Annotated in this window: 17 protein-coding genes; 6 read left to right on the top strand and 11 right to left on the bottom strand. The window is 47.1% G+C overall.

Annotated elements, in window-relative coordinates; translation table 11 throughout:
• Nucleotide 1 precedes the first annotated feature (1 nt).
• On the bottom strand, nt 2-937 hold the full coding sequence (locus FHS17_RS06655; protein ID WP_167277022.1) for a glycoside hydrolase family protein: 936 nt from the start codon (nt 935-937) through the stop codon (nt 2-4).
• Nucleotides 938-1,028: 91 nt separating this feature from the next.
• Nucleotides 1,029-1,976, bottom strand: coding sequence for a glycoside hydrolase family 43 protein (locus tag FHS17_RS06650; RefSeq protein ID WP_243865227.1), 948 nt, complete (start codon nt 1,974-1,976; stop codon nt 1,029-1,031).
• Nucleotides 1,977-2,195: 219 nt separating this feature from the next.
• On the opposite strand from FHS17_RS06650, the gene FHS17_RS06645 reads away from it, so the two are divergent.
• Complete coding sequence (locus FHS17_RS06645; RefSeq protein ID WP_415639857.1) at nt 2,196-2,681, top strand: pyridoxamine 5'-phosphate oxidase family protein; 486 nt, start codon at nt 2,196-2,198, stop codon at nt 2,679-2,681.
• A gap of 60 nt (nt 2,682-2,741) precedes the next feature.
• Here FHS17_RS06645 and FHS17_RS06640 read toward each other — a convergent pair whose 3' ends face one another.
• From FHS17_RS06640 to FHS17_RS06620, 5 genes are all read right to left on the bottom strand, one after another.
• A complete protein-coding gene (locus tag FHS17_RS06640; RefSeq protein WP_167277014.1) occupies nt 2,742-3,266 on the bottom strand; it encodes a P-loop nucleotide/nucleoside kinase family protein in 525 nt (174 codons plus the stop codon).
• A 226-nt stretch (nt 3,267-3,492) separates the two neighbouring features.
• The gene (locus tag FHS17_RS06635) at nt 3,493-7,164 is read right to left on the bottom strand and encodes a glycoside hydrolase (protein WP_167277010.1); all 3,672 of its coding nucleotides are present in this window, start codon (nt 7,162-7,164) and stop codon (nt 3,493-3,495) included.
• Between the two features lie 276 nt (nt 7,165-7,440).
• A complete protein-coding gene (locus tag FHS17_RS06630; RefSeq protein ID WP_167277006.1) occupies nt 7,441-7,821 on the bottom strand; it encodes a MerR family transcriptional regulator in 381 nt (126 codons plus the stop codon).
• Nucleotides 7,822-7,920: 99 nt separating this feature from the next.
• Entirely contained in the window at nt 7,921-8,961 is a 1,041-nt protein-coding gene (locus FHS17_RS06625; RefSeq protein ID WP_167277002.1) for an NAD(P)-dependent alcohol dehydrogenase, read from the bottom strand.
• Between the two features lie 426 nt (nt 8,962-9,387).
• Nucleotides 9,388-10,446 (bottom strand): substrate-binding domain-containing protein, encoded by a 1,059-nt coding sequence (locus FHS17_RS06620; protein ID WP_167276999.1) that lies wholly within the window; start codon nt 10,444-10,446, stop codon nt 9,388-9,390.
• A 258-nt stretch (nt 10,447-10,704) separates the two neighbouring features.
• On the opposite strand from FHS17_RS06620, the gene FHS17_RS06615 reads away from it, so the two are divergent.
• The gene (locus FHS17_RS06615; protein WP_167276994.1) at nt 10,705-11,910 is read left to right on the top strand and encodes an AGE family epimerase/isomerase; all 1,206 of its coding nucleotides are present in this window, start codon (nt 10,705-10,707) and stop codon (nt 11,908-11,910) included.
• Nucleotides 11,911-11,943: 33 nt separating this feature from the next.
• Complete coding sequence (locus FHS17_RS06610; RefSeq protein WP_167276991.1) at nt 11,944-13,122, top strand: glycoside hydrolase family 130 protein; 1,179 nt, start codon at nt 11,944-11,946, stop codon at nt 13,120-13,122.
• 69 nt (nt 13,123-13,191) lie between these two features.
• Here FHS17_RS06610 and FHS17_RS06605 read toward each other — a convergent pair whose 3' ends face one another.
• The 4 genes from FHS17_RS06605 to FHS17_RS06590 are packed head-to-tail and all read right to left on the bottom strand — an operon-like array spanning nt 13,192 to nt 18,331.
• Entirely contained in the window at nt 13,192-15,480 is a 2,289-nt protein-coding gene (locus tag FHS17_RS06605) for a glycoside hydrolase family 95 protein (protein WP_167276986.1), read from the bottom strand.
• Nucleotides 15,481-15,482: 2 nt separating this feature from the next.
• Nucleotides 15,483-16,325, bottom strand: a complete 843-nt coding sequence (locus FHS17_RS06600; RefSeq protein WP_167276982.1) for an amidohydrolase family protein — start codon at nt 16,323-16,325, stop codon at nt 15,483-15,485.
• Between the two features lie 28 nt (nt 16,326-16,353).
• A complete protein-coding gene (locus FHS17_RS06595) occupies nt 16,354-17,370 on the bottom strand; it encodes a zinc-binding dehydrogenase (RefSeq protein WP_167276978.1) in 1,017 nt (338 codons plus the stop codon).
• Between the two features lie 16 nt (nt 17,371-17,386).
• Nucleotides 17,387-18,331: an aldo/keto reductase gene (locus FHS17_RS06590; RefSeq protein WP_167276975.1), complete on the bottom strand. Its 945-nt coding sequence runs from the start codon at nt 18,329-18,331 to the stop codon at nt 17,387-17,389.
• Between the two features lie 120 nt (nt 18,332-18,451).
• Here FHS17_RS06590 and FHS17_RS06585 point away from each other — a divergent pair, with 120 nt between their 5' ends.
• From FHS17_RS06585 to FHS17_RS06575, 3 genes are all read left to right on the top strand, one after another.
• Entirely contained in the window at nt 18,452-19,342 is an 891-nt protein-coding gene (locus tag FHS17_RS06585) for an AraC family transcriptional regulator (RefSeq protein ID WP_167276970.1), read from the top strand.
• Nucleotides 19,343-19,381: 39 nt separating this feature from the next.
• Entirely contained in the window at nt 19,382-20,434 is a 1,053-nt protein-coding gene (locus FHS17_RS06580; RefSeq protein WP_167276966.1) for a Gfo/Idh/MocA family protein, read from the top strand.
• 204 nt (nt 20,435-20,638) lie between these two features.
• Nucleotides 20,639-25,768: a DUF7948 domain-containing protein gene (locus FHS17_RS06575; RefSeq protein ID WP_167276961.1), complete on the top strand. Its 5,130-nt coding sequence runs from the start codon at nt 20,639-20,641 to the stop codon at nt 25,766-25,768.
• The last annotated feature ends 33 nt before the right edge of the window (nt 25,769-25,801 follow it).

The following is a 25,801-nucleotide window of genomic DNA, read 5'->3' as shown; positions in this document are numbered from 1 at the left end:
CTTAACCCACCGGCAGAAGCTCGATCTCGAACGATTCATCGCGGTTACATACAAGAACACCGTCTACAACGTCAAGCCGGGCAGCCTGGATGGAGGAGCGGCGGCTTTCGTACCTGCCTTCCATTCCTTCCTGCTTCAGCTCTTCTTTTCTTCCGGGATGTGTGAAGTAGAAAATGAAGGCTTGCGCTCCTTGCACAACAACATCTGCATGTAGGCCGATTGTTCCATCATCCTCGCGTGTACCAGGCTGATCAAGAATAAGCCCATTCCGTTCCCACGTATCTAGATTGTCAGATCGGAATACGCCTTGCCCTCTCCACTCGTCCACGATCATCCAGTAGAAGCCTTTGAACCAAAACACATTTGGCCCTTCGTGGCCACGCTCTGTAATGACCGGTCCAACAACCTTCCAATGGTACAGGTCTTTACTGTCTGCCGCATAGGTATGCGATTGGTTCGCCTCATCCTTGTACCACATACGAAAGCCGCCGCCAGTCAGCTCATGAATGCAGGCATCGATCACCCGATCCGAGCTCAGTTCAAGCTTGGAGCAGAACGTCCAATTCAGCAGATTCGGGCTCGTATAATGCATCATATCGCGCTTATGGCCTGACCATGTAGTTGGTACTCCCTGTATATAGCTGACGTACATATGGTACAAGCCGTCATGCCAATAAATCTCCGGCGCCCAGAATGTATTGCTGCCCCATTCAATATCCAGCCCCTGCAGTGTTCCACGGTACAGCCAGCTGCTGCCGCCGTCCCGAGAAGAAGCAACACCAAGGTCCGTGCCATGCACCCAGGCGAATGTTTCTCCTTCTGCTGTCGCTCTGCGGTTGGTATAGATCATCCACCATTCCTGCGCTTCCCTGTTCCATACAACGACTGGATCAGCCGCGCCGTCAAATATCGGATCCCGAAATAAAGGTGCTTTCATTTTATTTATTCCTCTTCTCCTATCAGCTTTTAAACTTTCCATTTACCAACCCAATAGATAAATTCACTTGAATTCAATAAAACCTTACCTATCATGCTCTGGGAGAAAGCCCTTCTTTCATTCGGTTGTACTCTTCCATCGTAATAGAAAGCACGGTGCCGTGCTTGAATCGGTATGGGAAACTGAAGCTTTCATCGGATCGGATAAATACCCCGCTGTCCATCTCATCTGCTACAAAAGGGACATAGCCCTGCCCTTCACCTTGGACACCAAAGAAGTCGAGCATCAGGCACCATTTGCCATTCTTGAGCTTATAGGCAGTAGGAGCTTCATAAGCACTGCTGCCGAGCTTTCTCATTTCCGCATTAAAAGCATCAACGGTTATGTACTCACCAGTCAGTGAATCTCCCTTTTGCAAAATAACGCCATGAGGATTTGCTTCACTTTTCACGAACCGATAGAACTTGCCGTTATCTTCGTAAACAGCAGAATCTATAACTCCGCTGTCTTCCTTTTGGTACAGCAGCTGTGGTTTCGTAAAGCTCTCAAAATCCTTTGTCCGGGAGTAATAAATCGATTTATGCCCGTAGTCATTGGAGGCATGAGACGAGGACCAATGAAGGACATAATCTTCCTCACGCTGATCGTACAACACATCCGGTGCCCACAGACAGCCAAAATTGTCATCGCCTAAATGAATCATTCGCTGCTCTGACCAGTTCACGAGATCATCCGATTCCCACAAAGAAAGGCATTTACTTCCCTCTCTAACGATGTTCTCCCAGCTCCCTTTGTACTTGCCATTAAAATGATTCGCTAGGCTGAGGTCGGTCGCAAGGATAAAAAATTTACCGGATTTGGTTCGCACGATGGTATGATCCCGAACACCTTTATCTCCTTGTTCACTCCAAAGAACAGGTTGTCCGCCGTTTATCTGTTCCCAGTTAAATCCGTCCGTACTAAGTGCAAAGTATACCTGCTCGCCGTCAGGGGTTGTCTTTTCCTTAAAATGCACGAATAAATAGGCTTCCATAAGCATTCGTGTACTCCTCTCGATGTCCGTAGGACGATCTTCAGATATTCACCCAGATTATAAACATCCATTTACTCAACAACAATAATCTATATCGTCTAAAAACTAACCTATTGTGCTATCCGCTGTAATCTACTGCTTACCCATTGTCTTCACATGTGGTTTGGACCAGCTCAGCTTGTGTAATACTATATCGATACATAAATTTCAGACGAGGTGATGAGAATGAATACAAACACAAACCACCAAGAAGCGGTTGAGAAGGTCCGTGAGTTAATTAAAGACATAGAAATCGCAATGCTCACAACGGTATCGGAAGAGGGCCTCGTCTCGCGCCCGATGAAAACGCAGGATGTCGAGTTTGACGGCACTCTGTGGTTTCTTACGAAGAAAGACACTGGGAAATTCCATGAGCTGTTCCGGAACAAGCAAGTTAACGTAGCTTATGCAGACAAATCCTTCGTATCTATCCGAGGTGAAGCCGAACTCGTGGAAAGCGCCGAGAAGGTAAAAGAGTTTTGGAATAAGGCTTACGAAGAACTACTGGAAACCACCTATGATGATCCGAACCTCGTTCTGATCAAGGTCAATGCCGAGACAGCCGAGTATTGGGATTCCGGCAATAAGTTCAAGATGGTGAAGTTCTTGTTCAATAAACTGATGGGGAAAAATACAGAAGGTACGGAGCTCAATCAGACTGTGGAATTATAAGCTAGGCAGACAAACAAAAGCTTGTTGAGGAGAACTCAACAAGCTTTTGTTTGTCGTAAACTACAATTCTATAACCATTTCACCCTCATCTCTTGGTTCCTCAAACCCATGAATATAAGAGGTTAATATCTCTTCGGTTATAGGGAAGGCTGCATTTGCATCAAAACGCTGGCTTCGTATCTTAAGACGTTTTCGTAATTCGTCAGGATGTACTTTTAGGTAAATAAGCTTCCATTTTCCTTCATGACTTTCTATGAGACGTTTGTATTCATCCCTATTGGATCGGTTCCAAAAGCTAGAATCAATCACAATCTGCTTTTTATCTTTCATTAACTGTACCAGCTTATTACGTAATCGTTCATGCGCTTCATCCAAGTGCTCTCTATATTTTCCAGTGTCATAATCAATTCCATATCGGCCATTTACAGACCACACTTCCTCATCAATAGATAGACGTACATATCCATTCTTTTCTAAATATTGTGAAAAGGTTGTTTTTCCCGAACCAGCTATACCGCACATTAATACAACTATCGGATCTCGTGATTCGTTAATCAGATCCACCATATTTAACTCCTCGAACATCACATCCCCTCCCCTTCATAATAATTATGAGAATAGAATTCTGTAGGCTTCCCACCAACTCCTTTTATTATCACCTATCTACTATTAATTCGTAGGAGCGGCAATCGCGATCTTATCAATATCCGGCACATAAGTGGACGCATTAGGAGCTGGTTGAAAAAATTCACTCCAAATAATTAAAGAGGCATGTGCGGGTTGCACATGCCTCTTCCTTGGTGATTCCATCTTACTTCTCGATCTTAACCCAGGCGATCATCGGCTTGGAGTTGCCTGCTTTAACCGCTTTTACAATAATCTCGCCGCCAGTCACGGTAATATTATCGTATTCTTTCGATTCACGATTCGAGCCAATGACATAATTGGTCAATACCGTTTCTCCATTAATCGTAAGGTTCATATTCCGGTCGCTGGACTTCCACGGATCATAGAAGCCAACTGTCACCTTGTACGTTCCGTTAGGCAGTTGGAAGCGGTAAGCGATCCCTTTGCCATTCTCATTGCCGTCATATTGACGGATCGTCTCATAAGCATCTACAGGAGAAGTCTGAGCCCATGTCTGTCCGTTATCCGCCTCGTAACCCCACTTCATACCCGTGATTGGATCAACGCTGTATTCCTGTTCTTCTTGCGATTGAAGAATGCCAAGCACTTCGCCGTCCTCAATCTGACTTGGTGTTCCGTCACCAGCATCGGCGTAGTATACGACATTATTATTCTGATTAGGTGTTGCATCCATTGCTGCTGACTCCGACGCTACCGCGCCCCGAATCGCAACGACTTTAAACGAATAAGCCGTATCGTTTTGGAGATCCGTTACAATAGAAGACCCCGGAGTAGCTGCAACTTCTGTGGAGGCTCCTCCAGAAACTGGAGCATATCTAATCACATAGGAGTCTGCTCCGTCGACCTCTCTAAAGTGCAAGACAACTTGCTCAGAGCCCTCTTTGATCTGGTAAATTTCCGGGCTTGAAGTCAGGTTTTGTGGTTCTCTTGCTGCTTGCAGATAAGCGAATTGTGCATCGGCCCAGCTATGAAGACCAACACGTCCACTCGTGTACACCGAATCTTTTACATCAAAGATCAATTTCCCGTCGAGATAAGCCTGAATATGCTGACCATCCAACCGGACATCCATTTTATAATACTCACCTAATTTTGCTGAGAAAGGAACAGCATCGGCTAGGTTCTGGCCATCCCGGCGAAGGACCAGAATGCCGTTCTCGTAACCAAACATGTAGCCTTTCGAGTAGCTGCCGCCGCGGAAAGTAACGCCCCAATCCGCTTCACCTAAAGCATGCTTCGCAACTGCTGTAATTGTCCCGTCAATCACCGTCAGATTGTTAACGCCTATCTCACCACGGTTATTACCGCCGGAAACATGCTTCAGCAAACCATCTTCCATAACCCACTTGCTTACATCCTGCTTGTAGCCAGTGAGATTACCACTTGTAAAATCATCCTTGATGCGGATTTCACTATTAGCTGGTGTCACCGACGTTTCGGCATAGCCAGTACCTTTACCGCCTTTGCCAATTGTCGATACACGAATGGTTGCAGCTTTACCGTTTGTTAGCCCGGTCAGTACCATCTTATTCCTGCTAATCTGCTGGACATTATTGTTCAGCGAAGTTTGTACCGTGTAACCAGTCGCTCCATCGACGGAACCAAAGGTAAGAAGAGCCTCCCCATTGCCTGGTATAACGACAAGCTTACCTGGCGCTGCAATATCCGGTTTTACTTTAAACTCGGATGTTGGTTTACTTGTGTTCTTGCCGTCTACCGCTTCCACTACGCCGTAATAAATGGATCCGTTTGTAAGTCCGTTAATTTGAATTTTTCCATTGATTTCTTGCGTCACATATTGCTTGTCATAATTCCCTTGCTTGGTGCCATAACGAACACGGTAAGATGGTACACCGATTTGTGTATCGTACGTAACGGTAAAACCACCATCGTTCCCCGCAGCTTCTACACCTGTAGGAGCAAGCAGCTTAGGCGTTCCATATACACGTTTGGATGGAGGGCCAAATCCGTCGTCATTGCCCGCACGGACTGTCACATCATACTGTTCATCATTCTTCAGACCTTGCAGAACAAACGAATCCGTCGTCATGTTCGCTAATTTCAGTACCTTTTTATCATTCTTGATGCCATATTCCACTTCGTATTTATAAGCACCTTTTGGAGCTTTAAAATCTACCTTCAGTCCTTTGTTCAGTGTCTGAACATTCACAATCTGCGGAGCATCCGGTTTCTTGTTCTCTTTCACAACATCGCCATTCAACGTTACGATTGAACGAGCAGGAATGACAGCATCAAATGAACCGTCTGCCGAAGCAGGGATATCTGCACCTCTTGTTAAATCTTTGTCAGCCGAAGTCACGTACGGCTTCAGCACATTAACCTCTTCATGTTTATCGATGCCGCTTAATTCCACTTTAATATGCTGCTCTTTTGCACTATCGTTGACGAATACCGTCGTGACTGTATTTTCTTTGTCATGTTTGTATGCCGAACCCAATAATGCTCCGTTACGAGCATCTTCATCGAGTCCAGTCAAAGCGATACGCTCAGCACCTGGACGGATAAATTTACTGTAGTTGCCAAGCGTCCAGAACATTTTGGAAGTAAGAATATTTTGTTCATCGCCTGGGTTGTGGTAGTCAGTATAGATCAGACCGTCCTTGTAATCCCCTGCAGATACAGCCGTCCACCACTGCCATGCGGAGGCATTCGCTTTGGACAAATCAAAATGAATGGTCTTGGCAATATAGAGAGCAGGATCAATGCCGAGGTCCCGTCCAGGACCGTAATCCCCAAGAATACAATATTCGCTCATCCAATAGACCGCTTGTTGATCATATTTGTTCAAATTGGAGAACAGCAGATCTCTTAATGTCCCATATCGGTCATCACCCGGTTTGCTGTAATCACCCCAGTAGGAATGAGCAGCAATATGATGGCCAACCGCTTCCTGCAGCTCTGGATCACCAAGCAGATCTTTAATGTATTCACGGTATTTGCCAACGCCAAGGCTATTCGAACCACCTGTATATTTCTCTTGCCCTGAGAACGATTTGAAGACTTCATCATCTAGCAGAGCCGTAATTTCGACACCATCCGGTGCACTGATCTGTGTATTTATCCCTTTAGCCTTCAGTTGGCTGTAAAGTTCAAGAATTACTCGCTTTATATCGTCATTGTTATAACGGTTGCCTTCCTGGCCGGCTTTATTCCAATCCCAGGTTGGTTCATTGATCGGACTGATGTAGTTAAGATTAATGCCTTGCTTCTTGAAATGTTCAATAACATCTGTCAGGAAGGTAGCAAACTCATCTTCATAGCCTTCCTTCAAGTTCGTTGAACCAACTGTTGAATCTGGCTGGGCATGGCCATTCTTCGTCATCCATACCGGCGGGCTGTTAACGAAGCCAATAAGAGTATCAACACCTCTATCTTTGGCTGCCTTCAGGAACCATTGCTGTCCGGCCTGCTTGCTCCAATCATAAGCTGCGTTCTCCGCAGATTTGAAGGTTTCCACACGACGCCATGGATCTGTGATAATGGTTTTGTCCGTCTCCGTAGAGCCTGCGCCAATATTGAAACGCCAAGCAGTTAAGCCAATCCCCTTATCTCTTGAGAAAAGCAGATCCGCCACACGTGATTTATTTGCTTCTGTCCAATTCTTCCCGAGCTGTTCCATCGACCATGCGTCAGATGCTCCGAAGTTATCAATCGTTTGGAACGTTTTTGAGGCGTCCACATTAACCACAGCATCATACGTGACTGACGGTTTCGCTGCCTCTACAGCATAAATTGGACTTCCGAATGAGGTAACACTGATTACAGTACCGAGCAGCGCAGCAGCGGTGCGTTTCTTAAGCTTGAACGGTTTCAATCGTCTTCCCCCTTAAATGGATGAATTCGTACGTTTAAGAAAACGGTTTCATGAAACCGGTTTCTTAATCCTTCAAAAAGGTGGAGCACTTCATCTGATAAGGGCTCCACGCTCTCGATTTTACTTCCTGCACTTCTCCTTCACATCCTACTTAACTCCCAAAAATACCAGTATGAAGTCGCTATTTTTGTCTATTTTTGGGCTTTTGTGCAGAAAAAATAAAGAAAGAACAAAAAGAAAAAGCAGCCAATGGCTGCTTTCAACCGACCTCTTTCGTTAAGGTCTGGATAATGTTTTCTCTGTTTCATGTAACGATTGATCATAATTCTGGATCTTGGAGTCAAGCCGCCCCATCGTTTGGACCATCTCTTCTATCCGGAGACGAAGCTGCTCCCGCTGCTCGATCAGCAGCTCTTTTCTTGCACTTAAGGTGCTATCCCCTTGTTGAAACATGTTTACATATTCAATTAATGCCTCGATGGGAAGACCTGCACTCCGCATACATTTAATGAATTCAACCCATCTTAAATTATCTTCGTTATATTCTCTAATGCCATTGTTATTGCGGTTAACAGGAGGAATGAGTCCGATCCGCTCATAATAACGGAGCGTATCTTGTGACAGCTCATACTTAGCACTTACCTCGGCCATTCTCATACGGATTGTCCCCCCAAGAAATAATCTATTTCTTATAGTTTACCGCCTGGAGTGGACTCCAAGTCAAGACTTGACCGTCAATCCCCTCTGTTTCCCAGCTTATAGCGTAGAAATATCAATAACAAACCGATAGCGGACATCGCTCTTCAGCACACGCTGATACGCTTCATCTACTTGATCCGCGCTAATCCGCTCAATTTGCGGCTTGATGCCATGCTCAGCAGAGAAGTCGAGCATCTCCTGCGTCTGACGGATCCCGCCAACAAGCGAACCCGCAAGATTGCGGCGCTGCATAATCAAGGAGAATGCATGATAGGTATCTGCTTCGCTAGGTGCGCCTACATTAACAAGCGTGCCATCCACGCGAAGCAACGAGAGATAAGCATCCACGTTCAAATTAGCGGATACGGTATTCAGAATGAGATCAAAGCTGTTCGCCAGCTCTTTAAAAGTAGTAGGGTCACTTGTTGCATAGTAATGATCTGCACCAAAGACCAGTGCTTCTTCTTTCTTGCTCATCGACTGACTGAGTACAGTTACTTCTGCGCCCAAAGCATGTGCGTATTGAACAGCCAGATGACCTAGTCCACCCATGCCTACGATAGCTACTTTTTTGCCTGGACCAGCATTCCAATGCTTAAGAGGTGAGTATGTTGTAATGCCTGCGCATAACAGTGGGCTTGCCACATCAAGCTCCAGAGCATCTGGGATACGGACAACAAATCGCTCCGTCACAACGATCTTTTGGCTGTAGCCGCCATGAGTTGGCTGGCCATCATAGTCTAGTGAATTATAGGTACTCACCACACCTTTTGTGCAAAATTGCTCTTCGCCTTGGAGACAGTATTCACATTCCCCACAGGAATCCACAAAGCAGCCTACACCAACACGATCGCCAACAGCAAAGTTTTTAACTGCAGAACCAACGGCTTCTACAATACCAGCAATTTCATGACCAGGTACCAGCGGGAAAATCGACTCGCCCCATTCACCAAAAGCGGTATGAATGTCAGAGTGGCAAATACCGCTGAACTTGATATCGATAAGAATATCATCCGGACGCAAGGCTCTGCGCTCGATGGTTGTTTTTTCAAATGGTGCTTTTGCATGTGAGACACTTAAAACATGAGATTGACACATGGTTTCACTACTCCTCTATTTTTAAGAATAACTGCATCGAAAAGTGTTACAGATGAAGTATATATGCTGGAGTGAACTCCAAGTCAAGCCGATTAGTAAAAATAGCGACTCAGGGACTATCCATCCTAGTGTCGTGGCCACCCCACACTAACGAATCGTCAGATGCTTATTTGGCGAAAAACAGCGGCTTCACAGATCTAACGAATCCTGGTAACGGTATATTTGGCTAGTTAGTGGTAAAAAGATGAGCTAATGCAGAGAATAGCATTATGAGGATTCGTTAGAAATTCAAAACCATCCATTTCGAGCAAATAACGTGATGTAGATTCGTTAGCTGCTTCGATGCAAAGAAAAAGTTTCTCTACACGCACAAGGGGCTGTCCCGATGCCATAAATGGCTATTGGGACAACCCCCATCAATCTTAACTATTGTTTCACCGCACTTATTGACTGCCGATAGACCAGCTCGCCTAGGATCATAAGCTTCTCAAGCGGATCTTTCGGCCGTTCTATTCGTTCAAGCAGCTTATCGACAGCACGTGACCCAAGCCATTCCTTTGGTACATTTACGGTTGTTATGGTAGGGGAATGCCTCGCAGAATCATCAATATTATCAAAGCCAGTCACAGAGATATGACTATTCGTCTCAATTCCCAGCTCACGCATCGCTCTATATGAGTCAATTGCAATGGAGTCATTAGCACAGACCAAGGCAGTTGGCAGTTGCTGCTGTTTCTTGCGGCGATGCAGCCATGCTTGGATAGGCTCGTCATAATGCTCCATGATCTCAAGCTCGGTCAGATGATCCTGCTTGTCCCAAAGATTAAATTCCTCCATCGCTTGGCGGAACCCGTTCCAGCGGTCGAAGAAGCTGCGGGAGTATCTTTCATTGCCGATAAAACTGATCCTTCGATGACCAAGTCCAATGAGATGCTTTGTCATCCGGTACATACAATCATAATTGTTCACATATACCGTATCGGTCGGGATTAGTGCATCCTCATGATCAACCAGCACCATCGGTACGCCAAGGCGATGAACTTCTAACAACATGGATGAAGCAATCTCGCCAACCCCAATCATGCCCAGAATACCTTCCGGCTTCAGCAGTTGCATAAAACCTTCGACTTTCTGCTCCATGACGATCACGACACCGATGCCCTTTTCCTCCAGCCGGCTTGCTATCCCGTCCAGAATACGGCCCCAATATACCGACTCTCTTGTCTGGAACCGGATATTCGGCATAAGCACAAGTACGGACTGCTTTATCGCTGCTTCTGGAAACTTGTTATCCTCTTGCCCGGGCTTGCCAGGCTTTACATACCCACTGTTCTGAGCAAAATAGCCAAGCTGGGAAGCAACCTCAATAACCCGCTCCTTCGTCGCTTCGCTGACGCCTCCTTTACCAGAGAGCGCCTTGGAAACCACATATTTAGATACCCCTATATGATCCGCTATTTGCTGCATCGTAACTTTTTTCGTCACTTTCACTTTCCCCCGTCGCTTGATCCGTTCTTTCCATTATACGATAAGTTGTTAGTATTCAAAGGACTTTGTTATTACTGTTAGCAAAGTTAGTTCGTTAGCACGATTATAACAACAAATAATAACGAATCGACCTCAGTCTATCGATCCACTCGTTAAATTTTCTAAAAACCTATTGCCAAACCTTATTTAATACGGTTTAATCATAATAACAAATATATTTTTGTTATGCTAACAAATTTAGGGGGAATCAAAAGCATGACCTTATCAACACAGAAGAAACAGCAATGGGCGGCCGAGATTCAGAAGGAACTCGACGAGAATATCCTCTCTTTCTGGCTGAAGCATACGCGTGATGAGCAATTCGGAGGATTTGTTGGAGAAATCATGCAAGATATGACCTTTACAGCTGAGGCTGATAAGAGCCTTGTCTTAAATACAAGAATCCTGTGGACCTTCTCTTCGGCTTATCGACTGTTCGGAAAAAAAGAATATTTAGCTGCTGCTAATCGGGCTTATCAGTATATTAAAGAACATTTTATCGATAGGTCTCATGGCGGGCTTTATTGGATGCTGGATAGAGAAGGCAATCCGGTATCTTCCAAGAAGCAGATCTATGGTCAAGCCTTCGCGATCTACGCCTGGTCTGAGTATAACCGGGCAACTGGGAACACAGAAGCGCTGGAAGAAGCAGTTAGCTTGTATCAACTTATCGAAAAGTATGGACGGGATTCCGTACATCTTGGCTATATTGAAGCACTTGCCGAGGATTGGAGCGAGACCAGCGAGCTCAGCCTCAGCAACAAAGACTTAAATGAGAAGAAATCGATGAATACTCATCTCCACGTGCTCGAAGGGTATACGAATTTATACCGAGTATGGCCGGACGAAGCGCTTCGTCATTCGCTCAGCGAGCTTATTGTGGTCACAATGGACCACATCGTAGATCAAAGCACAGGCCATTTCAAGCTCTTTTTCAACGAAAAATGGGATAGCAAATCCGGGCATATATCCTATGGCCACGATATTGAAGGCAGCTGGCTGCTGCACGAAGCGGCAGAAGTACTTGGTGATGAAGCTTTACTTGAGAAGGTTAAAGCGGTTGCCGTACAGATGGCCGAAGCAACACTTCGTGAAGGAATCGATGAAGACGGCGGTGTCCCTAATGAAGCTGACAGCTCTGGGTTAATCGATTCGAATAGAGATTGGTGGCCGCAGGCAGAAGCCGTTGTTGGTTTCTACAATGCCTACCAATTAACAGGAGATGAACGATATGCCGAGGCAGCGAAAGCTTCTTGGACATTCATCCAGAACTTCCTGATCGACCGAGTGAATGGCGAATGGTACTGGAGCGTCACAAAGGACGGTACTCCAACCGATGGTCACCAGAAGGTTGGCGCTTGGAAATGTCCTTATCACAACGGAAGAGCTTGCTTTGAGATGATTGAACGCCTTGCCCATTAATCCAACTATTATATAATCTGGAGGAATCCTATCATGAACAACCTGTTTACGATTCGCAAAGAAAACCTTACTTCCCAGTATGAAGCACTAATCTCCCTTCCGAATAAGAAAGCTGCTCTTGGCAACGGTATCTTCGACCGTTACGAGAATCCCGTACTAACAGCGGAACATGCTCCTCTCATCTGGACATATGATTTTAATCCGGAGACCAATCCTTATTTCATGGAGCGCATTGGCGTTAACTGTGTATTCAACCCTGGTGCTATCGCGTTAAACGGTAAATTTTATTTGGTAGCCCGTGTGGAAGGCAATGATCGAAAATCGTTCTTTGCCGTTGCCGAAAGCTCTACTGGCGTAGACGGCTTCCGCTTCTGGGACCATCCTGTTGTGCTGCCGGAAACGGAAGTTCCTGATACGAACGTATACGATATGCGTCTGGTCAAGCATGAGGACGGCTGGATTTATGGCCTGTTCTGTACGGAGCGTAAGGATCCGCAAGCTCCTCCCGGCGATCTCTCAAGTGCAATAGCCCAATGCGGCATTGTCCGTACCAAAGATTTAAAATCATGGGAGCGTCTTGCAGACTTAAAAACCAGCTCCAATCAGCAGCGTAATGTTGTTCTCCATCCCGAATTTATTGATGGTCAATATGCCTTCTATACAAGACCGCAGGACGGATTTATTGATGCCGGTTCAGGAGGCGGGATTGGCTGGGGGCTGTCCCATTCGATCGAGAACGCTGTTATCGAGAATGAGATGATTGTTGATCAGCGTCATTACCACACTATTAAGGAAGTCAAGAATGGACAAGGACCTGCACCAATTAAGACTGACAAAGGCTGGCTGCATATTGCCCACGGTGTCCGCAACACCGCTGCTGGCTTACGTTATGTCTTGTATGTATTCCTGTCTGAGCTGGATCGTCCTAACATTGTCAGTCATCGTCCAGGCGGCCATTTCATCGCACCTGAAGGCATTGAGCGTGTAGGCGACGTTTCGAACGTTGTATTCTGCAACGGTGTCATTGCGCAGGATAACGGTGATGTGTTTATCTATTACGCTTCCTCGGATACTCGCTGCCATGTGGCAACAACAACAGTTGATCAGTTGCTGGATTATGCTATGAATACACCAGAAGACCCGCTTCGCTCGTATGCTTGTGTCGAGCAGAGAATAGCACTTATTGACCGTAATCTACAGTTAAAGAACTAATAGAAAAGGCTATCTTATACGTCATGCAAATGACGTAAAGATAGCCCATTTTTATGTTACGACCGTCACCTACACCGGAACGATTCGGTACGTACAGCCCTTCTCCGCTTCCCATTTCGTTATTCCTTCTGGACCTTCCTCTGCTAAGATGACCTGTCCATTAAGTAACACCTGAATAGGAGCTTTCGTTCGAAGCGTACATACACCAGAATGTGCAGCATGAATTTCCGCTTCAGCCAGCAAAGAGTCTGCCCATTGCAGACGAACCGTATAGCCGCCGCGGGCACGAAGACCACTGACCTCTCCTTCTTTCCATGCAGATGGTAGAGCGGGCAATAAATGCAGCTCGCCGGCATGGCTGTGAACCAGCATCTCGGATACGCCAGCTGCTCCACCAAAGTTGCCATCGATCTGGAATGGCGGATGGTTATCAAACAGATTAGGCAGTGTAGAATGCGTAAGCAGCGCCTGCAAATTCTCGAATGCCTTCTCTCCATCTTCGAGTCTTGCCCAGAAATTAATAATCCAAGCTCGGCTCCAACCGGTATGTCCGCCTCCGTTCGCGAGACGCCGTTCCAAGGTTACCCTTGCGGCAGCACTCCATTCCGGTGTTCTTCTAGTTGTAATCTGGCTGCCCGGATGAAGAGCGAATAGGTGAGAGATGTGGCGATGACCCGGCTCCTCCTCCTCGTAATCAGCAAGCCACTCTTGAAGTTGACCATACTTGCCAATAGCTGGCTTCGGAAGCTTGTCCCGCAGCTGTGACCATTTGCTGACTTCTTCTTCATGTCCGGTTAGGCGCCCTGCTTCTATACATGCGGAGAATAACTCGTATAAAATTTGGCTGTCCATTGATGGGCCGATACATAATACTCCGGATTCTCCATTCGGGAGAATATACGTATTCTCAGGAGAGAGGGAAGGTGAGGTAACTAGCTTCCCATCCTGCGTTTCGGTAAGGAAATCTTCGAAGAACAAAGCGGCCTCCTGCAAGATCGGGAACGCAAACTGTAAAAAGTCTTTATTGCGGCCAAATTCATAATGCTCCCACAAATGAAGAGATAACCATGCAGCCCCCATCGGCCAGTACGTTGCCGGCAGCCATATATCCTGAGGAGCCGTGTCCGCCCAAATATCTGTATTATGGTGGGCCGTGAAGCCTCTGCTGCCATACATCACCTGCGCCGTATGCCTTCCGGGCTCACGCATGCGGTCAATCAGCTCAAACAAGGGTTGATGACATTCCGATAACGCGAGTGGTTCAGCCGGCCAATAGTTCATCTGAGTATTAATATTAATCGTAAATTTGCTGTCCCAAGGCGGCAGCATCTGATCATTCCATATGCCCTGCAGATTGGCAGGAAGCGATCCTTGACGACTGCTTGAGAGCAAAAGGTAACGTCCATACTGCACATATAGCGCTAACAGGCTGTTATCGTCCAAGCCCTGCTTCATCCGCTCCAGTCTCACATCAGTAGGCTGATTGTCCAGTTCTTCCGCTTGCACGGCATCTCCCAGACGAATGGAGAACCGATTCATAAAGGAAATAAAATCTTGGATATGGCGTTCACGCAGCTGTGAATAGCCGAGCTCCGCAGCATCCTGCAGCCTAGCAATGGACCATTTCTCTGGATCCTCTTCGCGGAAGGTGGTAGCAGCCGAGAATAATAAAGTAACAGCGTCTGCTCCGCTGATCACCATATATTCCCCGATAATACGAACCTCTCCACCATTCGCATCCGCCTGTACAGCAGCCCGGAATGAAAGGCTGCCTGCCCCGCCGCTTTCACCACGCATAACTAGGGTATTCGCATTCGCCCGTCCAATCTCATCCATGTACCGGTTATGCCCACGGGTTAACCGAACAGTCAGATTCAAGCTTCCCGGCGTTTCCGCCTCGCAGCGGATAGCCATGATCCGATCAGGGTAGCTGCAGAAGATTTCCCGTTTGAAGGTATGTTCTCCAGCACGGTAGAATACCGAAGCAATCCCTTGATCCACATCTAACTCTCTACGGTAGTCCGAGATTGGACCGCTATGATCAAATTTTAACCGGAGATCACCAAGGGGCAAATAGTGACGTTGGGTATCAGGAGTTGCAGTTAATGCCATTACCGCCAGGTCTTGCGCTTCTTTTAAACGTCCTGCCTTAAGTGCTTCCCGTATACGATCAAGATTCTGCAACGCATCCGGATTATTCCGGTCACGAGGTCCGCCGTACCAGACACTATCCTCGTTCAAAGCGATCCGTTCCGTTAATGGATCTCCAAAAATCATTCCGCCGATATAACCGTTCCCGACCGGAAGCGCCTCATTCCACTCTTTCGCCGGCTTGTCGTACCATAATCGATTCCCCATCTTTATTTCTCCCCCTGACTGATTCCATAAAATTCGGCGCAATTGCCGCCTAGTATTTGAGCTTGAGCTTCGGCTGTGAACCGATTGATATATTGCTTGACGATGTTTATCGTTCCTTCATAAGTTCCGCTAAGTGTACAGACCGGCCAATCGGAGCCAATCATCAACCTGTCCGTTCCGAAGCATTCGAATACAAGATCCAGGTAAGGCTTGAAATCTTCTTCCTTCCAATATCCCCAAGCGGCCTCTGTCACCATGCCAGAAAGCTTGCAATAGACATTCTGATAGGCAGCCAGTTGAGCCAGCTCTTCCCTCCACGGCGATACAATTCGGTGAGCGATATCCGGCTTCGCGATATGATCCAATACAAATCGCTGATTAGGAAATGTTTTCACAAGATCTACGGCATAGGGGAGATGCTTCGGGAAGATCAACAGATCATAAGTTAAGCCAAACCTTTCAAGTGCTGCAATACCTCTGCGGAAATCATCCCTTAGCAAAAAAGCATCTTCTGGCTCGTCATGTACAACATGACGCACTCCTCTCAGCAGCGGATTACGGGCATATCGCTCCAGCTGCTGTTCCACTTGTGTGGAGCATAAGTCCACCCAGCCGACTACCCCTTTCACTTCGGGATGCTCGCCGGCCAGTGAGAGGAGCCATTCGGTTTCTTGCAGTGACTGCCTGGCTTGAACCGCGATAGAACCGTCGAAAACGCTTTTCTGCAATAATGGCTTTAAATGCTGCGGAAGAAAGTCCTGTTGAATCGGCTTATGTTCCTCAGACATCCAGCTATAATCCTGCTCATTATAAATCCAAAAATGCTGATGGGCGTCGATTCTCATCCCGTTGTCCTCCTTATACCCGAAGGCTTCAGTCTAGTTCAACCATCGCTTTTATCACTTTGGAGGCTGGATCCAGCCAGCTCTCGAATTGATCAATCATCTGCTCAAACGGCACACGATGAGTGACATAACGATCTAAGTCGATACCGCCTTCCCTAATCACACCAAGCACGTGCTTAAAGTCCTCTCTTGTTGCATTACGGCTCCCCATGATCGTTAACTCACGCTTATGAAACTCTGCATCATTAAACGAAAGATCACCTTTTACCAGCCCAACATAGACAAGTGTCCCACCATGGGCAGCATATTGAACGGCACCAGACATCGACTGAGCATTACCTGTGGCATCAAATACAACTGTTGGATACTCTCCGTTTGTTAATGCTTCCAGCTCAGCAGCCGGATTTTGCAGCGCATTAACCGTATGATCCACCTGCGCCCACTGCTTACAGAAGCTTAATCTCTCATCATTAATATCCATAGCGATGACCTTTGCACCAAGATGCTTCGCTAGCGCCATAACACCTAATCCAATAGGACCCGCTCCAATGACTAGCGCCGTCTCTCCTGCAGAAAGTCCTGAGCGTCGGATGGCATGTGCTCCAATACTTAATGGCTCGATGACTGCAGCTTGCTCCAGTGTTAACTCGTTTGTCAGGAGCAGATGGGAGATTGGAACGGAGATTTTCTCCCTCATCCCACCATCGGTATGTACGCCAAGCACCCGAATAGAGGTACAGCAGTTTGTCTTCCCGCTTCGGCAAGCGACACAGGAGCCGCAATGCAAATAAGGAATAATACTTACCTGATCTCCGGCTTGTAACCCCACTTCATTCGCTCCAATCTGTTCAATAACCCCAGAAAGCTCATGACCAAGAATACGCGGGTATGTAAAAAAAGGCTGGTTCCCTTTAAAGGCATGCAGATCTGTCCCGCAAATGCCAATCCGTTTAATCCGAACGATTGCCTCGCCTTGAACAAACGTCGGCTCTTCGAGCTCAGTGAATGTAAATCTTTCAATATCTTCGCATATGATCCCTTTCACAGCCTGCATCTCCTTGTTACAACTTCAGATTGGTATTATATCTAGCAATGCCGCTTTCCCATGTCCGATCAAATACTGGCTCCAAGATTCCTCTAACTTCTGTGAGCAGCTCCAAATTAATAGATTCATCAACCCAACGGGCATTGTTCTCAATGTTCGAAGGATTAGCTGTACTTACCAAGGTTGTTGGAATCCGACTGTTCATCGTTGAGAACTGAACGGCTAACTTTGCGATATCCCCGCCCTGCTCTGCACAATAGTCGGCCGCTCGCTTGCATACCGCCTTCACCTCCGAACTTGCCGGATGCCACTCCGGAGTGCCGCGTGTACTAAGCAGCCCCATCGATAAAGGAGAGGCGTTCACAAGTCCAATCCGATGCTTTTCCAAGAGAGGCAGCAGCCTCTCCAGTGTTGTATCATTCAAGGAATAATGACAATACGAGATAATGGCATCGATCTCCACCTTGGGCAGGAACTCTTCGAACAAGTTCAGCGGCAAGCCGCAAATGCCTGTATGGCGGATTTTCCCTTCAGCCTTCAGCCTCTGAAGTGCCGGAATCGCTTCCTCATAGATGACCTGGGGCTCCACGAACTCAATATCATGCAGGAAGAGAATATCCAAATAATCCGTATTCAATCGGCGCAAGCTTTCATCTACACTCGCCGTTATTTTGCCGCTGGAGAAATCGAAGCTTTCAGCTCCATATCTGCCCGCCTTGCTTGATAAATAGAACCGGTCACGCGGAACCGTCTTAATCGCTTTTCCCAGCACAGCCTCTGCTTTCGTAAGCCCATAATAAGGGGACACGTCAATGAAATTAATACCTGAATCCAGCGCTGCATGAACGGTACGAATACTCTCGCTTTCATCTGTTTCACGGAATACGGAGCCAAGAGACGAGGCGCCAAAGCTGAGTACCGATACGTCGAGATCTGTCTTACCTAGTTTTCTATATTGCATATTTGTACCTCCAAGATGAATTAATTCCATTTTACACTAGCATAATCACACATGATAACGCTCTAATTCTGTTATTTTATGCTCTTATTTGCTATCATCTAAAGAGAGGTTATAACAAGGATGGTGATTACAGCTGTGAAAGCTGTACAGAAACGATTCGAGGACCCGGCCAAATTCCCGTTCAGCCTTGTGTATCAAGACACCAAGTCACCGCAGACGGAGCTTCCGGATCATTTGCATGACTGGTATGAGATCGTCTATGTCTATGCGGGTACAGGAACCTTTTTCATCAACCATACTTTCTATGAAATGAACCCCGGAGCCATGTTCCTCATTCCAGGTAATACCGTCCATCGAGCATTTCCTGATGAGCAATGCCCAGTAACATCTAGCGCAATCTTTTTTGCTCCGCAATTAATTCAGCCTATGGAGCTGGGTGAATCTTATTCGCTGCTGCGCTGCTTCGAACAAGTTAGAAAGACAAAAAGCTATAAGATGGAACCTTCGTCTGATCAACAAGCTGTGCTTATCCAGCTCATTGAGGCGATGAAAGAAGAACAGAATCAGCAGCTTCCGAATTACCGGGTAGCGATCTTAATACGGCTTCATGATTTTCTATTAAGATTAAACCGTATGGTTTTATCCGATCCAGAACCTGAAGGCCACCGTCGTCGTGACTCAAGCTCGGAGCCTGCCTGGGTCAGATCCATATTAGGCTATATCGAAGCAAATATAGGGTCTGATGAATTGAATCTTGCCGCGTTGTCTTCTAAGGCAGCAGTCACCTCTTCCCACTTCTCCAGAGTGTTTAAACAATGGACAGGTATGAACGTAACAGAATATATTCTCGTGAAGAAGATCATGCTTGCGAAGGAGCTGCTTATGGATACTGAGGATACGATCAGCACAATTTGTGTCCAATGCGGATTTGAAAGCGAGTCCTATTTTTATAAGAAATTCAAGCTGGTCACTGGAATGACTCCGTCAGATTATAAACGTAGTCATCGCTAAACTAGCAATTACTTTTACAACACCATAGGAGGATTAAATATGAACGCTATACGTTTTGGAATTATCGGATTTGGATGGAGAACGGAGGCTTACTTGCGGATCGCCAGCCAGCTGCCTCACTTGTTCAAGGCGGTTGGCGTCGTAGTCCGTGACCAAGCCAAATATGAGGAAGCCGCGGCAGAATGGGGTTTAAAGCTATATCAGTCACCAGAAGAACTAGCTGAGCATTGTGATTTTCTCCTCACTGCCGTCTCCAAGACATCCACGCCATCTTTATTGAAGCAACTCGCTTCAATAGGAAAGCCAATCATGGCCGAAACTCCGCCTGCAGCCGATGAAGAAGGAATAAAGATCATATCTGCTCTCATCTCGGAAGGCGCACCTATTCAGATTGCTGAGCAATATCCGCTGCAGCCGTACCACGCAGCTCGTACCGCCCTTATCTCCTCAGGAGCTATTGGTGAAGTAAGTCACGTACAGGTATCTGCAGGTCACGGTTATCATGGAGTCAGCCTAATCCGCCATTGGCTGTCCCTGCCGCATTCGTCGAGCTGTGAAATCGTTGCCCGGCGCTTCAAGTTTCCTATTCAAGAAGTGCCGCATCGTGGACGGGCTGTACAAGGCAACCTGGAGACCGATCAGCAGGATATTGCCATCCTTACCTTCCAAGATGGTAAGAGTGCGGTACTCGACTTTGCTGGATCCCAATATTTCTCCCCACTTCGGCATAACCGCGTCTTGATCCGCGGCTCCCATGGGGAAATTAGAGATAACGAGGTTACCAGAAGTCTTGGTGCTGTGGATTATGAGACCATTACTATTAGCAGGCAGCAGGATGGATTGGAAGGAAGCCTCGCTCCGTTATCGCTGCGCGAGCTGCGTGCAGGCTCGGAATGTTTGTTCCGCAACCCGTATTACCCTGCATCGCTCTCCGACGAGGAGATTGCGATTGCGGAAGCCTTGTCCCGTATGACGACTTATGTCAGAGAAGGAGTAAGCTTCTATTCCTTGTCCGAGGCCTTAATCGACGTCAAGCTAGCTATGGCTATAGACGAAGCGATAGCGACAGGAGAATCCGTGAAGGTCATATAACGTTGGTAGTCCCGATGATTCTTGTAATCATCGGGACTTTTTTCTTTACTTTAAAACAAATTTTTACAGGATAAGCAATATGAATAATCCCAACTCATAAATCTATGTAAGAATAGTATTCACATTTTTATGCGCATTGTGGTTTAAAAGGAAAGTAACTGCTCGAATCTGGTTGTTCGGTTGATCTTTAAAGGAGGAGAAAACTTGATACCAAATGAAACAAAACGTCAGGTACCACTTAGGGAAGATTGGCAGTTCCCGATGACCTTCATTGAAAATGCCGGGCAGGCTCGTACAAATATTCATTTTATTACGAATCAGCCAGGATTTAAAATCGGTTTTTCGTCCGAAGAAGTTCTTTTTGCTTTTACCGGAAAGCCTGATCGAGAGGATGGTATGGCTCTATTCCTGCAATTTCAAGGTGCGAATACAGTAGCAATAGAAGGACGTTGCCAGCAACCGGAGAAAGTCCATTATATGATGGGCAACAATCCGAAGGATTGGCATACCAACCTTCTGACATATCGGGAGATTGTCTATCGTAAGCCATGGCCGGGTGTTGACCTGATCTTCTATGAGGTTGATGGTGATTTCAAATACGATGTCAGGGTACAACCAGGTGCGAGACTTGGCGATATCCGGTTTGTCTACAGAGGAGCAGATAAGCTCACCTTAAGCAATGAAGGAGATCTTCACATCTGTACCCCGCACGGCATATTGTCAGAAAAGAAACCAGTTAGCTATCAGGTCATTGACGGCCTCACGGTTCCGGTAGAAAGCAGATTCATTCTGCCTGAAGGACAGGAAGCATGCGTTTATGGCTTCGAGGTTGACAGTTATGACCCGAATTATGAATTAGTTATAGACCCAGTGCTTACTTACTCCACCTTTCTTGGAGGAAGTGATACCGATGCCGGCTTCAGCATCGCGACAGACCAATTTGGCAATGCCTATGTGACAGGGCAAACCGTATCCTTTGATTTCCCGATAACCCCCGGGGCCTTTGAGCCTTTTATCGACGGATCGTCAACCGTATTCGTCTCAAAATTAAATGCATTTGGAAATGTCCTAGAATACTCCACCTTTCTTGGCGGCAGCAGCGCTGATCAAGGAAACGGCATCGCGGTGGATGATTTTGGCCACGCCTATGTGACCGGGCAGACCCTTTCCCCCAATTTTCCAACGACACCGGGAGCTATTCAACCGTTTAATGGCGGCAATCAAGACGTATTTGTAACCAAATTAAGTCCTGACGGCAGCTCGCTTGTCTATTCTACCTTTCTTGGCGGACAGGGAGAGGATATCGGTTTTGACATCGCTGTTGATGGTATGGGAAATGCCTATGTAACAGGTACAACAAATTCCTTCGATTTCCCAATCACGCCTGGTGCACTGCAGTCAGGACTTGCAGGCAATCTGGAGGATGCTTTTGTTGCGAAAATCAATGTTGACGGTACAGTGCTTGAATACTCCACTTTTCTTGGCGGCTTCGGCAACGATGAAGCATTCGGCATTGCGATAGACAATTTTGGCCACGCCTATGTAACCGGAATGACTACCTCCGTCGACTTCCCAACAACTCCCGGAGCTTTTCAAATCTCATTTAACGGTGTCATATCCGCTTTCGTCTCGAAATTGAATGAGAATGGATCTGCACTCCTTTATTCCACCTTTCTTAGCGGCAGCGGCGATGATGAAGGCCGAGGCATAGCTGTAGATGAGTTTGGTCAGGCTTACGTGACAGGAACAACTACGTCGTTCGATTTTCCGGTTACGCCGGGATCCTTCCAGCCTTTTTTTCATGGGGGAGCTTCCGAAGCCTTTGTAACGAAACTTAGTTCGGATGGCAATTATCAGGTCTATTCCACCTTTTTAGGCGGGGAAGGGTCCGATTCAGGCAATGGTATAGCTGTTCGCTCAGGCTTCGCTTATGTGACAGGGAATACTGGATCATTTAATTTCCCCATCACGCCTGACGCGATTCATCCATTCCCGGAGGGCGGGGATGGTTTCCTTACCCAATTGAACATTGACGGCGCTTCGCTTGTCTTTTCTACCTTTATTGGAGGCAGCTCGAGTGATACGGATAATGCTATCGCGGTCGATCAAGAAAGCAACGTTTACTTGACCGGCCAAACCTTCTCCCCTAATTTCCCGGTCACGCCTGGTGTGATTCAGCCGTTTTTGAGGGGAGGCAGCGATGCTTTTGTCATGAAGTTCAGTTTAGGGTTTGAGATACTGGTCAAAAAGTTTACCGATCGGTTTGAATTGCAGCCCGGCGAGCAAGTGACCTACTTTATTGAAATTCATAACCCTAGCGGAGTCATCCTGACAAATGTAACTATTGAAGATCCATTGATTGGTATTTTTCATTTCATTCCTGATATTCCTCCCTTTTCATTTCAAATCTTCGAATTCGCCTTCGATATTCCTTTGGACTTCCCATTAGGAATATTCAGAAATACGGTAAGGGTTATTACTGATCAAACCAGCAAGCCGATCGAGGCAGAGACAGAAATTCTTGTGACAGGAACTCCTATACTGATAGCCAGAAAAACCGTTGAACCGCCTGCAGCAGCTCCCGGAGATACGGTCATCTTTATCATCGTACTGGAGAATATAGGAAGTGCCGACCTGATCAATGTTCACATTTCCGACCCGTTTATCGGACTTGATGAATTTATCGGAGACATCCATGTTGGAATGTCCCTCGAGATTCAGTGGCCTTTCGTTATCCCTCCAGATGCGCAGGCAGGATTTACGATTGCCAATATCGCAACGATTACTGCCGGTAATTTGCCTCAGCCGGAGGAAGTCGGAACCGTAGTGGAGGTTCTGCCAGTACCGCGGCTTGAGATCAATAAATCTGCTGATCGAAACGTCGTTCATCAGGGAGAAACGGTGAATTTCACCATTACGGTCAGCAATACCGGTAACACAGAGCTTTTTAATGTATTGGTGACGGATGATCTTACCGGATTTGAAACGGTTATTCCCGTTCTCTTTATTGGGCAAAGCGAGACCTTCATTGTAACCTTGTTTGTTCCCCTGGAGACTCCGCCTCAAACCTATACAAATACGGCTGCTGCTGTAAGTAATCAGACAGATCCCGTACTCGCCAATGAGGAAGTTACGGTACTTGCTGATCCGCTTCTTGGGATTAAGAAGACTCCTGCGGCGCTTACCGTGGTGATTGGACAGACGATTGAATATACGGTCACACTGGTGAATTTCGGCAATGTACCGTTGACTGGTATTCGTATCATTGATGAGCTGCTCGGGATTGACCAGCCTGTTCCCGATCTGGCGGTAGGTGAAGAGCTCGAATTTGTGTTCACATTCACCTTCCCGCGGCAAACTCCGATCGGTTCGGATATCGTCAACATTCTAAGCGTGGTATCGAACGAAACCGGACCTCAAGAAGTGGAATCGGTTGTAACGGTGACGGGGGCTGGTCTGTCGCTGTTAAAAGAGTCTGACCGTGCGACAGCTATACCTGGGGAAACAGTCGTATACACGATGACCGTCACGAATCTGCTTGATGTTCCTCAGACCAACGTCGTACTGAATGATGTGCTGCTTGGACTCAGCGAGACAATCGACGTCCTCCCTGCAAACGGCTCTGTAACCCGGACCTTGTCCTTCACAATCCCGGTAGATGCGGCAGCTGGCAGCATTATCCGAAACACGTTCACAACTTCTTCGGATCAAACGCCGCTTCTCGAGACAATTGCAGAAGTTGTCGTGCTGGAGACTCCAGGCCCATCTCTTGTTATTCAGAAAATACCAGACCGCAATGCGACTGCTCCCGGAGAGACAGTCATTTATACGTTGACCATAACGAACCTGCTTGATGTCCCTCAGACGAATGTCGTTCTGACCGACACGCTGCTGGGATTCAGTGAGACGATCGATATCCTGCCTGCCAATGGGTCCGTTACACGGACGGTTTCGTTCACGATTCCGGCTGATGCCGTAATTGGCAGTATCATTCGTAATACATTTACAGCCGTATCGGAACAAACACCGCTGCTTGAGACCGCAGCCGAGATTGCCGTTCAAGCGCCTCCTGCCCCGTCCCTTGTCATTCATAAGCTGCCTGACCGCAATACAGCCGCGCCTGGAGAATCAATAAGCTACACACTAACCGTAACAAACTTGACTGCAGTGGTTCAGACAAATGTGGTACTTAGCGATGTTCTCTTAGGACTAAACGAAACAATAGCTGTCCTGCTGGCAAATGAGACGATTACAAGGACGGTAACGTTCACCGTACCGGCGGATACCGTGATTGGCAGCCTCATCCGTAATACATTTACTGTTGCATCGGATCAAACACCATTGCTCGAAACAATTGCTGAAGTCCTTGTACAAACCGCACCTATTGCAGAAACAACACTAAGCGTGCGGAAAAGGCCGGACCGGAACACAGCAGAACCGGGTGAAACGATCCAGTATACCGTCGAAGTAACGAACACAGGTACTAATCCTGCATCCAACGTCGTTGTACATGATTCGCTCACCGGTGAACAGATTATCATTCCGGTCATAGCACCAGGACAGACGGAAAGGGTCAGCTTCGCCTTCCTTGTGTCGGCAGGCTCAACACAAGGAACCCTGATTGCAAACCGGGTTACGGTCACGTGGCTGGAACAGCCTGCCCTTACACCTCCAGCACAAGATGAAGCAAGAGTAGTCGTTACGGTTCCAGCCGAGCTGCCGGAAATCAACATCGAAGTGCAGCCGGAGAATCCTGTACCTGGCGGAACGGTACTTAAAATCATTACCGTCACAAACGTCACAGCTAACCCGCTGACCAACGTCCGAGTATTTGATCCGCTTCTTGGCTTCCGTACGACCATTCCATTACTCGCACCCGGAGAAAGCCGCGTATTCACGCTGCAGCTTCCGATATCTGCCGGGACGCAAGGCGGAACCGTATTGCGGAACACGGTAACCATTATTTCCGAGGAGACGCCGCTCCAGCAAGAGGAGGCTGTAATACAGATACAGTCCCTCCCGGATGCATCGCTCATCGAGACGGTTGACCGTCCCGTTGGACGGCCGGGTGAAACGGTTATCTTCACCATTCAATTCCGTAATACGGGTAATGTTCCGCTATTAAATGTCCGATTGACTGCTCCTCTTCTCAATCTACAGCTGCGGCTGACGGAATTCGACGTTGGAGCAAGAGAGACGCTTCGGGTACCATTCGTTCTCCCTGAAGTTGAGGAAGAGAGTGTCCTTGTAAGCCCTGTTACCCTACTATCGGATAATGGACCGACCCGTACAGCAAGTGCGTCGGTAACCGTTATCCCTGAAGATGAGGAATAAAGTTTGGCAACTGAAACGGCCGGTCCCATGTTA

This window comes from Paenibacillus lupini, from assembly GCF_011761355.1.
Classification (GTDB): Bacteria; Bacillota; Bacilli; order Paenibacillales; family Paenibacillaceae; genus Pristimantibacillus; species Pristimantibacillus lupini.
This window is presented reverse-complemented; position numbering and strand designations above follow the sequence as displayed.